This is a genomic window from Rhizobium sp. 05N49, from assembly GCF_056396805.1.
Map to the genome: position 1 here is coordinate 278178 of NZ_JBFTME010000002.1, position 11801 is coordinate 289978.

Below are 11801 nucleotides of genomic sequence, written 5' to 3' on the forward strand. Positions count from 1 at the left end.
ATTGCAAGAGGCATGGCCGTCCACAGGCTCGCAAATGCCGTTTTGCAGCGCAATGCTCACAGAAATTGCGGCTCTTGTCGAAGCAGCACCGCTCGCCCATAAAGGCAAGAGGCTGGCGGGACGAAAGCGAGTGACATGACGGAAGAGGTGAGAGCGGAAACCGGCGCCCGGCGCGGCTTTCGCCTGCATAATATTGCGGTGCCGGCACGCCCGCTCGAACCGGCCCTCTATCTCGTTGCCACGCCGATCGGCAATCTGGGCGACATTACGCTGCGGGCACTGGAAACGCTTGCCGGTGCCGACGTCCTGGCCTGCGAGGACACACGCGTTACCCGCGTCCTGCTTGATCGCTACGGCATCCAGAACCGGCCTTTCGCTTATCATGAACATAATGCCGATGAGGCAGGGCCGAGGCTCCTGCAGGCGCTCGAGGCGGGCAAGTCGGTGGCGCTTGTTTCCGATGCCGGCACGCCGCTTGTATCTGATCCCGGTTATCGTCTTGCGCAGCAGGCGATCGAGGCAGGTTACCGCGTTATCCCCATTCCCGGCGCTTCGGCGCCGCTTGCTGCCCTCGTCGGTTCAGGCCTGCCAAACGACGCCTTTCTCTTTGCGGGCTTCCTGCCGACTAAGGACAAGGCTCGCCGAGACCGTCTCGCGGAATTCGCAAACGCACCGGCAACACTGATCTTTTTTGAATCGCCCCACCGCATCGGTGCGACGCTGCTTGCCGCAGCCGATGTGCTTGGCGGTGGGCGCCAGGCGTCTGTATGCCGCGAACTGACGAAGACCTACGAGGAGTTCCGCCGCGGTACGCTTTCCGATCTTGCGGTCCACTATGAAGAGCATGACAATGTGAAGGGCGAGATCGTGCTGGTGATCGGCCCGCCGAAAGAGCAGCCCGCCACCGAAGCCGATGTCGACGCGATTCTCACCGATCTCGCGAAATCCCTACCAACGGCCAAGGCCGCGACCGAGGCTGCCCGCTTGACCGGCCTGCCACGCAAGGTGCTCTACCAGAAGCTTCTCGATATGAAGGCGGCAAATGGCTGACGGCGAAGCGACGCTCCGCAGGAGAAAGGCGCTGCGCCGGGGTTCGGCCGCGGAATATATTGCCGCCGTTTTCCTGATGCTGAAAGGCTATCGCATCCTTGCCATGCGCTACAAAACGAAGCTCGGCGAGATCGACATCATTGCCCGAAAGAGGGACCTGGCCGTCTTCGTCGAGGTCAAGGCGCGCGCCGACGAAACAGGTGCGATAGATGCCGTCTCCTACACATCACAAAATCGGATCCGGGCTGCAAGCGATCTCTGGCTTGCCCGTCAGCGCGATTATGCGCGGCTATCGCAGCGCTACGATATCGTTGCGATAGTGCCCGGGAAACTGCCTCGTCATTTCCCGGATGCCTTCTGATCTCTCGCCGAGTTTGTTCTGGCGGCAGTGACGGTATCCGCAAGTCGTCGGCGGCGAACAAGCTTTCATTAAAATTTTAGCGCCTGCTTGAACGGCCCTTTACGACTCTTTTGTTATCCACGGCTGAGCTAGGGGTAGCAAATTGGGGGTTATGCATGGCCTGGAAGATGATGCTTGCGACCGCCGTCGCCATGGCGGCGCGGTCCGTGCCTTATGCGGCGTTGAAACCATCAGGGAAAACATTCATCGCGCACGCAAGCGATGGCTTGGTTCTGAAACCGACGCCGATCAATCCGGACTGGATCATCAGCGGAAACCCGCAGGCACGCACGGCAGAACATTCCCGCGGCCATGACGAGGCGTCGCTGACGGCGATCTGGGATTGCACATCGGGTGAATTCCGCTGGCGTTTCGGCTGGGACGAAACGGTCATGATCCTCGAAGGCGAGGTGCATGTCACCACCGAAGACGGAACGGAACGCACGCTGAAGACCGGTGACGTCGCCTTCTTTGCCGGCGGCACCTGGGCCAACTGGAGGGTCGATAACTACGTCCGCAAGGTCGCCTTCCTGCGCAAGCCCTTCCCGAAGCCGCTTGCCATCGCCTACCGCCTGCGCAACCTGTTGCGCAACAGCGGTGGCTCCGGTATCGCAGCCTGAAAATTGCGCATCCCGAAACGCCCGAAGCCATTGATTGCCGTTGCGTTTGATACCTGACCGACCTACATCTGGGCGGCATCAGCTCAAGGGACGGAAATGGCCAAGATCAAGAACGTAGCGGTCCAGATGGACCATGTCTCCGGCATCAACATCGCGGGCGATTCCACCTTCGCCATGAGCATCGAGGCGCAGGCGCGTGGCTACAAGCTCTTTCATTACACGCCTGATCGCCTGAGCTTCCGCGACGGCAAGCTTTATGCCTCCGTCGAGCCGATGGTCTTGCGCGACGTCAAGGGTGACCATTATGAGCTTGGTGCGCCCGAACGCGTCGACCTCTCGACCATGGATGTCGTCCTGCTGCGCCAGGATCCGCCTTTCGACATGGCCTACATCACCTCGACGCATCTTTTGGAGCGCATCCATCCGAAGACGCTTGTCGTCAATGATCCGGCCTGGGTGCGTAACTCGCCCGAAAAAATCTTCGTCACGGAATTTTCCGACCTCATGCCGAAGACGCTGATTACCAAGGATCCCGCGGAGATCCGCCGCTTCCGCGACGAGTTGGGCGATATCATCCTGAAGCCGCTCTACGGCAATGGCGGCGCAGGCGTCTTCCACTCCACCAAGGATGACCGCAACCTGTCCTCGCTGCTCGAAATGTTCGGCCAGCTCTTCCGCGAGCCCTTCATCGCCCAGCAGTACCTGCCCGACGTGCGTAAGGGCGACAAGCGCATCATCCTCGTCGACGGTGAATTTGCCGGCGCCATCAATCGTGTTCCCGCCGAGCATGACAGCCGCTCCAACATGCATGTCGGCGGCCGTGCTGAGCCAACCGAACTGACGGCGCGCGAAAAGGAAATCTGCGATCGCATCGGCCCGGCCCTGCGCGAACGCGGCTTCCTGCTCGTCGGCATCGATGTCATCGGCGATTACATGACCGAAATCAACGTGACCTCGCCAACTGGCATCCGCGAAGTAAAGAAGTTCGGCGGCGCCGATATCGCAAGCCTTTTGTGGGATGCTATCGAGGGCAAGCGCGGCTAAAGCAAAGCCAGGAATACTTCCGGACTACCAAAAGTGTTCTTGTCGTTCCGCCTTTGATCGCCTCCGTTCCAAGATTGCAACCCGCTGCAATTTGATTGCAGCGGATAGCTGAATTCGTTCGCTTATCGTTCTTGTTTTATTCCGGCTTCCATGCCAGATTGTGACCGCCTTCATAGGTTGGGTATCGGGGTCACGGGGCAGGGGCATGGTCGCGCGCGTCAGTACGGTTGCATTTCAGGGCATTGAAGGTGTTCCGGTCGAGGTCCAGGTCATGGTCGCTCCCGGCAAGATGGGGATCCAGATCGTCGGGCTTCCTGACAAGGCGGTCGCGGAAAGCCGCGAGCGGGTACAGGCAGCCCTGCACGCCTCCGGCCTGGCGTTGCCGTCCAAGCGCGTGACGGTCAACCTTGCGCCTGCCGACCTTCCCAAGGAGGGCAGCCATTTCGATCTTCCCATCGCACTTGGACTAATGGCTGCACTCGGCGCAATTCCCGCGGATGCCTTGTCCGATTACGTCGTCGTCGGCGAACTCAATCTCGACGGTACGATCGCCGCAATCGCCGGCGCTCTGCCGGCTGCTATCGGCGCCAACGCGACGGGCAAAGGGCTGATCTGCCCTGCCGAAAGCGGAGCGGAAGCCGCCTGGGCCGGTTCGGACGTCGATATCCTGGCGCCGCGCAGCCTGATAGCACTCGCCAATCATTTCCGCGGCACGCAGATCCTGTCGCGACCGGAACCATCCATTCGTCCGAATGCCGCCAATCTGCCCGATCTCGCCGAGATCAAGGGCCAGGAAAGCGCCAAGCTGGCCCTGGAAGTGGCGGCTGCCGGCGGCCATAACCTCATCATGGTCGGGCCGCCCGGTTCCGGCAAGTCGATGCTGGCGTCCAGGCTGCCGTCCATCCTGCCGCCGCTCTCGGCGGCCGAATTGCTGGAAGTCTCGATGATCCACTCCATCGCCGGTCAGCTCTCCGGTGGCAAGCTCTCCGACCGGCGGCCATTTCGCACGCCGCATCATTCGGCGACGATGGCGGCCCTCATTGGCGGCGGCCTGCGCGCCCGGCCGGGCGAAGCCTCGCTTGCCCATCACGGCGTGCTTTTCCTCGATGAATTCCCGGAATTTGCACCACAGGTGCTTGATGCCCTGCGTCAGCCGCTGGAAAGCGGCGAATGCGTCATCGCGCGGGCCAATCATCGGGTCTCCTATCCCGCGCGGATCCAGCTCGTCGCGGCCATGAATCCGTGCCGCTGCGGCATGGCAGGTGAACCCGGCCATACCTGCGCCCGCGGGCCGCGCTGCATGACGGATTATCAGGCCCGTATTTCCGGCCCGCTGATGGACCGTATCGATATCCGCATCGACGTGCCGGCGGTCTCCGCCGCCGATCTTATCCGGCCGACGGCAGCCGAAGCGAGCGCCGATGTTGCCCGGCGCGTGGCCCGCGCCCGTGACATCCAGCGCGAACGGTATGCTTCTGCAGGCGCCAGAGGTATTTCGACCAATGCCGGCTGCTCTACTTCGATGATCGAGAAATTTGCTGAGCCGGATGCGGCCGGATTGCAGCTGTTGCGCGATGCCGCGGACAAGATGAAGTTCTCGGCGCGGGGTTATCATCGCGTCCTGAAGGTCGCCCGCACGCTCGCAGATCTCGACGGCAAGGATACTGTTGGACGTATCCATCTCGCAGAGGCGATCTCCTATCGCGTCGCGGGCGAAAGGCTGACTGCCGCTGCATAAAATGACCGCTGGGTGAGAGACAAGATCCTGCTGTGGATCAAGGCAGGGCCAGGGCTCTATCTCGCCATTGCCGGTGCGACCTGTTTTACGGTGGACATATCCGCACGATGTGATGGGAACAGGAGAGATGTGGCAGGCCAAAACCGTAGCAGCGAACGACGCAATTCAGGATGTTGACGAGGTTAAACGGAGTGCCGAGGCAGTTGGCATCGCCTGAAAGAATAGGCGCGCAGGTTCTTCCTGCCTAAAGAGCGGCCGGGTTGCGATGTATGAAATAAGCAAGCGTTTCCATACGCTTGTCGAAAATCCTGACCGGGTTGGGAATAACTCTGCTTCACGGGCGATCTAGTTCGTCAGCGAGAGCGTGGATGACTTGCCGCTTTCGCCACTCGAAACGCCATCAACGAGGGGAGGTATGCCATGTCACTTCGCGCCGTCCCGGGATCGGCTGCTGTGGCCGCGCTTAGCCTGTCGCCGAAGCCTGAATTCGTTATCTCGTCACTTGCTGGGATAATCGGGGAACCAACGGCTGGTTTCTACAAAGATATATCGAGGTCGCGGCGACGATATATGAGGGCATCCGAGCAGACGAATATCGCGGCGAGTTCTGTGTCGGGGCCGGATAATGCAGCCAAGGCCGAGGAGCAGGTGTCCGCGCTGAAACAGCTTTGCCCTGGTTCTTGCGAAGAGTTCGAAGGCCTGCGGGCGGTGATAGCCGCAAGGACGGACAACCGAGGAACCGGCGGAATACAGGCGGTTGTCAATGAAAGGGGCTGGCCTTGATTGAGAGCACTGATCTGACAATATCCGAATGCCTTCGCGATCCTCTTATTGCCGTGCTGATGCATGCCGATGGCGTGAAACTGGAAGACCTCAGGCAATTGCTTGAGGCGGCGGCCCGCAACTGGCAATCTAAGCTGGATAATTGTCTGAATACAGGTGCGAGGGGCTGGTCAACGGAAATGCAAACCCCTTTGCAACGAACGGGGGACGCCGTTTCCCTCATTGGCATGGCAGATGTTTGATGATCATGTTTGGTCATTCTCGATCCGGACCACGCCCGGAAACCACGCGCCGTTCTTGCCCTATGAATTGAACGTAGAATTGTCAGATACCATCATAGCCTCTCCTGTGGAGTTCAGACGCAATGAAGTGGGACACGTCAAAAAGATTCGAGCCGATAGTTCTCGTTTTTGCAGAAAGGAGAGAGCGCAGGGTCGTCCGTACAGCTCGCGAGGCGGCCGAAGTATTGCTGAGGGAATGGCCGACCGAGGAGGGAGAGGAATTCCTGGTGGCGGTGAAAACCTGTTTGGACGTCATTACCGGAAAGACCGAACCCGAAAAGCTGCACCAGGCGATCGTCCGTGCAGCATATGAAGCTGGCATTGCGGCGATCACCACTGATCATCGACTGGGTGTCGTGAGGATGTATCCGCGACCGCACATCGCGTCGGTAATGTAAGGCTGACACCGGCAGCATGATAAAAGGGGCGCCGAAGCGCCCCACGAACGGTGACACGAAGTGCCGAAATCCAATCAGCTTCCGAGACCTTCGAACAACGCCGTCGAAAGATAGCGCTCAGCGAAGGATGGAATGATCACGACAATGTTCTTTCCGGCATTTTCCGGACGACGACCCACTTCGATCGCCGCCGTCAATGCCGCACCCGAGGAGATGCCGACCGGCACGCCTTCGAGCCTGGCGACGAGCCGAGCCTGCTGGAAAGCGTCGTCATTGCTGACGGTAACCACCTCGTCATAGATGCTGGTGTCGAGGATTTTGGGCGCGAAACCGGCGCCGATGCCCTGGATCTTGTGCGGGCCAGGCGTGCCGCCTGAAAGGATCGGTGAATCGGTCGGCTCGACGGCCACGACCCGAATATCCGGCTTGCGGCTCTTCAGCACCTGGCCAACGCCAGTGATCGTGCCACCGGTGCCAATACCGGCCACGAAGATATCGACGTTGCCGTCGGTGTCGTTCCAGATTTCCTCCGCCGTCGTCTTGCGGTGGATTTCCGGGTTGGCGGGATTTTCGAATTGTTGCGGAATAACAGCGTCGGGCAGCGAGGCGGCGAGCTCCTCGGCCTTGGCGATCGCCCCCTTCATTCCCTTCGCCCCCTCGGTCAGCACCAGCTCCGCGCCGAGCAGCGCCAGCATCTTTCGGCGCTCGACGGACATGGTTTCCGGCATGGTCAGGATCAGCCGGTAACCCTTGGCAGCGGCAGCAAAAGCGAGCGCGATACCGGTATTGCCCGAAGTCGGCTCGATCAGCACGGTCTTGCCGGGCGAGATCTTGCCCTGCGTTTCCAGGCTCTCGATCATGGCGACGCCAATACGATCCTTCACCGAGGCGATCGGATTGAAGAACTCGAGCTTTGCCAGAATGTTCGCCACGACGCCCTTCTCCTTGGCGATCTTGTCGAGGCGAACGAGCGGCGTGTCGCCGATTGTATCGGTAATGGAGGAATAGATGCGGCCGCGGCCCGGTTTGTGCGACATGGTGCTCTCCCTTTGAAATCCATATTGAAATCTGCGGAGAGAATAGGGTCAAAGTGGCGGTGAGACCAGAGTGGCTTCACCCGTCGGCCGTGCAAGCCAGAGAAAAAATCCTTTGAAAACCGTTCGTTGCCGAATGTTTATTTCAGGCGGCACGCGTTGCGATGAAGGCCGCCGTGCCCGCCAGGATGCTGGCTGCGACGCGGTTCAGGGCTTGCAAGGCGCGCGGTTGCTTCAGCATCGTGCGGGCGCGCGATGCGAGAAGCATGTAGGGAATGAGCACGATCATCAGTACGACGAAGGTGACGGCAAGCAGCATGAGATAGTCGCGCGTTCCGATACTGTTGAGATCGATGAGGGTCGGCACCAGCGCGACATAGAAGAGCATGGTCTTCGGATTGCCGAGTGTCACCAATAAACCGGACAGGAACGACATGCCGGCGCTGCTGGATTTTTTCGCGGCAATATCCTGCGGCAGCAGGCCGGCGGTCCAGAGCTTCCATGCGATATAGCCAAGATAGAGCGCGCCAGCGATCTTGATGACGAGGAAAATCTCGGTGAAGGTCTGCGCCACGAAGGCAAGGCCAAGGATAACGGCGGTCAGGTAGCTCATATCGCCGAGCACGAGACCGAGACCCATGAAGAAGGTTTCGCGGAAGTTCGAACCAAGGGCGCGCGCCACGATTGCCGTGATCCCCGGGCCGGGAATGGCGGCGGCGATGAACAAGGCGCCGGCATAGGCGATCAGGGCGGTAAGGCTCATCTTTGGATCCAGGAGATTGCGTCGTCTTTCTATAGGCGCATGAGGCATGCTCCATCAATCGCCGGGCGCTGATCTGTCCATAACCATAAAGAATAGGTCGGCTGAACCATGATCTACTTGGAAACCAAATCCGCCTTGCTATTTTCCCCTTGCAAGCGGCCGCAGACACGGCCCGCCGAGGCTTTCCCCAGTCGTCGGCGCAGAAGGTTTTCATCACCAAGGAGAGAATGCATGTCGCCTACCTCAGCCGAAGCCCGCAGACGTTCGCCGCTCAAGACCCCCTCCGACCTTCCGACCAATGCGATCACGGATATTTCGGCCGCGCTGACCGCCTTGCTCGCTGATGTCTTCGCGCTCTATGTGAAGACCAAGAATTTTCACTGGCATATGTCCGGCCCGCATTTTCGCGATTACCATCTGCTGCTCGACGAGCAGGCGGAACAGATCTTTGACATGACGGACGAGGTTGCCGAACGCGCTCGCAAGATCGGCGGCACGACGCTGCGCTCGATCGGCCAGATCGCCCGCCAGCAGCGAATCCCGGACAATGACGCAGACTATGTTACCCCCGAGGACATGCTCTCCGAACTGCGCGAAGACAACCTTCACCTCGTCTCCATCCTGCGCGAAGTGCATGAGGTCTGCGACGAGCACAATGACGTGGCGACCGCAAGCCTCATCGAGAACTGGATCGACCAGAGCGAACGCCGCACCTGGTTCCTGTTCGAAACGACGCGTCAGGCGAAGTAATAGACAAGCTGAAGTTACAGCTCAGCTTCTGGTCGCCGGCAGGCGGATAAGCCTGCCCGGCGACCAGCCGAGGTTCATGCCGGCCGCAGCAAGCAGAATGACGACCGCGCCGGCAATCTGCATCGGCTGCAATGCATGGCCGAAGGCCAAACGGTCGACCAGGATCGCGGCGACCGGATAGATGAAAGAGAGAGCGCCGGTCAGATGTGTCGGCAGCTTCTGAATCGCACCATAGAGCAGCACATACATGAGACCGGTGTGGATAACGCCGACGGTGATCAGGATCACCCATGATCCGGTATCGGCCGGCAGGTTGGTGAAATCGGTCATGGGTGCCAGCATGACGATGCCGGTCGAAACCTGGATCAGCGCGATTAGATGTGGTGGTGTGCCTCGCAGCCATTTGGCGGCAAGTGCGGCCAGCGCATAGAAGAAGGCAGCGCCGAGCGCCAGCAGAATGCCGACACCGTAACTGCCGGAGGCGGCATCGGCCTGCGGCTTAGCCTCGACAATTGCCGCCATGCCGGCAAAGGAAAGTCCGAGCCAGAACAGCTTGGTGCCTGTGATCTTCTCACCCAGAAAGAGTGCGCCGAGCGCAAGCAGCATGAAAGGCTGAGTATTGTAGACCGTCGTCGCAATCGAGATTGACGCGTGCGAATAGGAGGCGAACAGCAGTAGCCAGTTGGAGACGATCGCGACGCCGCCGAAGACGGCAATAGCGAGCGACCGCAGGCTGATGATACCAGGCCTCAGCAGGCCAAGCGCGGTGCAGATCACGAGCAGTGTCAGCGCCCCGAAGAAGCAGCGCCAGAAGACCACGCCGCTAACCGGCTGACCCGACATGACGACGAACCAGCCGATCGTTCCCGAGATCAGCATCGCCCCCGTCATCTCCGCTGTACCCCTTCTGATTTCATCCTGCATCGCCATCTCCGTTCGTTAGCGGGAAATTGTATTGCGGCATCGCAGCATTTTCTATAAGTTGAAAGAGGGGAAAGGCTGGATGAACCTAATCTTGTTAGGAGTTTTGCCATGTTGGCTAACGAGATGCAGGCAGTCGACGATATTGACCGTGCAATGATAGAGGCACTGGCCGGAAATTCGCGAATTTCCCTAAAAGAGCTCGCCCAGGCTGTCGGGCTTTCTTCGCCGAGTGCGGCGGAACGTCTGCGACGTCTTGAGGATCGCGGCGTGGTGACGCTTTTCACCATCGATCTCGATCCGGCGGCGATAGGCTACCCGCTTCAGGCGATCGTCCGGGTGCGTCCGCTGCCCGGCCAGCTTCACATCGTCGAGCGTATTATCCAGGACACGCCCGAATTCATCGAGTGCGACAAGGTGACCGGAGACGATTGTTTTATCGCCCGGCTCGTGGTCCGCTCTATGGGAGAACTGGACAGCATTCTCGACAAGGTCGCCGAGCGGGCGGAGACCAATACGTCGATGATCAAATCCTCGCCGGTCAAGCGTCGCCTGCCGCCCCTGATACGGAAAAAATAGCCTTAGAAATCCGCCAGTGGAGAGAGCATGGCGGGATGGTCGAGACTTATCTCTTTCAGCCCGCGCACCATCAGCCGCGTTCCGCTTTCGTAAGGCACTGCCTTGCCGGACCATTGAAGCCTGTCCGGGCGGAAGTGCGTTTCGACGGTCGTCGCCAGAATGCCGAGGCCGGCAAGGATGGCGGCAAATGAGGGGATTTCTGCCGCGACCACATCGAGAAGAGCGAAATGGCCATCCGCCGGCATTTTCCACGCGACGGCTGCCTTGTACTCTTCGAGATAACTCAGCCGGACGTCGGGATCGAGAAGCGTGTTGATCAGAAACATGGCCGGGCTGCTGGCGACGGCAAGCGTTTCGGATACCGGTTTGCGGGTCGCAAGCAGACCCTGGAGCAGGGCAAGATCCTCGGTATAGCGAGGCTGAAGCGGCCGTGATCCGCTATAATCCATGGCGATGGGCGCCTGTCCGACATATTTGTGAAGCGGCAGCGAACGGAAACCATATTTCTCGTAGAGTGCAGGTTTGTCCGTATAGAGGATCACTGCCTCGAATCCTTGCGCCTCGCACCAGGCAAGTGCCTTCTGCGTCACATCGTGATAGAGGCCTCGGCCGCGCCACGCCGGACGGACTGCGCCGGATTGAAGCCCGGCCGCGTTGACGAGCCGGCCATTGAGGACAAAGGGCATGGCGAAGGCGGAAAGATTGGCCGCAAGCACGCCCTCATCGGTAAACCAGCCGAAGGGCATGCTTGTCGGGTCCGGACCGCCGAGATCGCGCAACGGATCGATATCGATGCCGAATGTATCGTCGAGAAGCGAGACGAGGGCGGCCCAGGCCGCCGGGTCGCTGAAATAGTCCTGTCGGAAATTGAGCAGGTGCGCCGCGCTCATACCCCAGTCGAGCCGAAGCCACCGGCTCCGCGCGCGGTTTCCGTCGTTTCCGAGACTTCGGCGATGTGGGTCTGGGTGAAGGGTGCAACTACCATCTGCGCGATGCGCATGCCGCGCGTGATGGTGAAATCCTCTTCGCCATGGTTGACGAGAATGACTTTCACTTCGCCGCGATAATCGCAGTCGACCGTGCCGGGCGCGTTAAGGCAGGTGACGCCGTTCTTGGCGGCGAGGCCGGAACGCGGGCGTACCTGGCCCTCAAAACCCTCGGGGATTTCAAAGACGAAGCCCGTCGGGACGAGCGCGCGTTTGCCGGGCGCCAGCACCAGGGGCTTGTCCTCGTCAATGGCCGCGCGCAGGTCCATGCCGGCTGCCCCACGCGTTTCATAGGCGGGCAGATCCAGGCCCTGGCCGTTCGGCAGGCGGATCAGATTGAGGGTGGGGCGGGTGTCTGTGTGAATGGTCATGCGGCATTACTTCGCGCCGCAAGCAGCAAGGTCAATTGCAATGGCGCGCTTTAATCGCTAGATACGCCGCAATTCCACAGGAT

Annotated in this window: 14 protein-coding genes; 9 read left to right on the plus strand and 5 right to left on the minus strand. The window is 60.1% G+C overall.

Annotated elements, in window-relative coordinates; all coding sequences use genetic code 11:
• The first annotated feature begins 135 nt into the window (after positions 1-135).
• The 7 genes from rsmI (at position 136) to AC1DF8_RS05610 (ending at position 6314) form a co-directional block, all read left to right on the plus strand.
• Positions 136-1050: a 16S rRNA (cytidine(1402)-2'-O)-methyltransferase gene (gene rsmI, locus AC1DF8_RS05580; RefSeq protein ID WP_477995200.1), complete on the plus strand. Its 915-nt coding sequence runs from the start codon at positions 136-138 to the stop codon at positions 1048-1050.
• Positions 1043-1411 carry a YraN family protein gene (locus AC1DF8_RS05585; protein ID WP_112541883.1) on the plus strand — a complete coding sequence of 123 codons (369 nt, stop codon included), beginning with the start codon at positions 1043-1045 and terminating at the stop codon, positions 1409-1411. Before rsmI ends, AC1DF8_RS05585 begins: the two co-directional genes overlap by 8 nt.
• Before the next feature lie 155 nt (positions 1412-1566).
• Positions 1567-2070, plus strand: a complete 504-nt coding sequence (locus AC1DF8_RS05590) for a cupin domain-containing protein (protein WP_477995201.1) — start codon at positions 1567-1569, stop codon at positions 2068-2070.
• A 96-nt stretch (positions 2071-2166) separates the two neighbouring features.
• Positions 2167-3114 (plus strand): glutathione synthase, encoded by a 948-nt coding sequence (gene gshB, locus AC1DF8_RS05595; protein ID WP_477995202.1) that lies wholly within the window; start codon positions 2167-2169, stop codon positions 3112-3114.
• Positions 3115-3319: 205 nt separating this feature from the next.
• The gene (locus AC1DF8_RS05600; protein WP_477995203.1) at positions 3320-4852 is read left to right on the plus strand and encodes a YifB family Mg chelatase-like AAA ATPase; all 1533 of its coding nucleotides are present in this window, start codon (positions 3320-3322) and stop codon (positions 4850-4852) included.
• A gap of 779 nt (positions 4853-5631) precedes the next feature.
• Complete coding sequence (locus tag AC1DF8_RS05605) at positions 5632-5877, plus strand: hypothetical protein (protein ID WP_477995204.1); 246 nt, start codon at positions 5632-5634, stop codon at positions 5875-5877.
• A gap of 122 nt (positions 5878-5999) precedes the next feature.
• Complete coding sequence (locus tag AC1DF8_RS05610) at positions 6000-6314, plus strand: DUF982 domain-containing protein (protein WP_113146842.1); 315 nt, start codon at positions 6000-6002, stop codon at positions 6312-6314.
• Between the two features lie 74 nt (positions 6315-6388).
• Here AC1DF8_RS05610 and cysK read toward each other — a convergent pair whose 3' ends face one another.
• Both cysK and AC1DF8_RS05620 read right to left on the minus strand, forming a co-directional pair.
• Positions 6389-7351, minus strand: coding sequence for a cysteine synthase A (gene cysK, locus AC1DF8_RS05615; RefSeq protein WP_112541876.1), 963 nt, complete (start codon positions 7349-7351; stop codon positions 6389-6391).
• A gap of 142 nt (positions 7352-7493) precedes the next feature.
• On the minus strand, positions 7494-8111 hold the full coding sequence (locus tag AC1DF8_RS05620) for a LysE family translocator (protein ID WP_112970045.1): 618 nt from the start codon (positions 8109-8111) through the stop codon (positions 7494-7496).
• A 231-nt stretch (positions 8112-8342) separates the two neighbouring features.
• Here AC1DF8_RS05620 and AC1DF8_RS05625 point away from each other — a divergent pair, with 231 nt between their 5' ends.
• Positions 8343-8861 (plus strand): Dps family protein, encoded by a 519-nt coding sequence (locus tag AC1DF8_RS05625; RefSeq protein ID WP_112970044.1) that lies wholly within the window; start codon positions 8343-8345, stop codon positions 8859-8861.
• A gap of 21 nt (positions 8862-8882) precedes the next feature.
• Here the strand turns inward: AC1DF8_RS05625 and AC1DF8_RS05630 are convergent, their stop codons facing one another.
• On the minus strand, positions 8883-9785 hold the full coding sequence (locus AC1DF8_RS05630) for a DMT family transporter (protein WP_113146843.1): 903 nt from the start codon (positions 9783-9785) through the stop codon (positions 8883-8885).
• Positions 9786-9893: 108 nt separating this feature from the next.
• On the opposite strand from AC1DF8_RS05630, the gene AC1DF8_RS05635 reads away from it, so the two are divergent.
• On the plus strand, positions 9894-10361 hold the full coding sequence (locus AC1DF8_RS05635) for an Lrp/AsnC family transcriptional regulator (RefSeq protein ID WP_376776545.1): 468 nt from the start codon (positions 9894-9896) through the stop codon (positions 10359-10361).
• Between the two features lie 2 nt (positions 10362-10363).
• Here the strand turns inward: AC1DF8_RS05635 and AC1DF8_RS05640 are convergent, their stop codons facing one another.
• Both AC1DF8_RS05640 and dut read right to left on the minus strand, forming a co-directional pair.
• A complete protein-coding gene (locus tag AC1DF8_RS05640; RefSeq protein WP_477995205.1) occupies positions 10364-11251 on the minus strand; it encodes a GNAT family N-acetyltransferase in 888 nt (295 codons plus the stop codon).
• On the minus strand, positions 11248-11718 hold the full coding sequence (gene dut / locus AC1DF8_RS05645) for a dUTP diphosphatase (RefSeq protein ID WP_113013129.1): 471 nt from the start codon (positions 11716-11718) through the stop codon (positions 11248-11250). The genes AC1DF8_RS05640 and dut overlap by 4 nt, the downstream gene beginning before the upstream one ends.
• Positions 11719-11801: the final 83 nt, after the last annotated feature.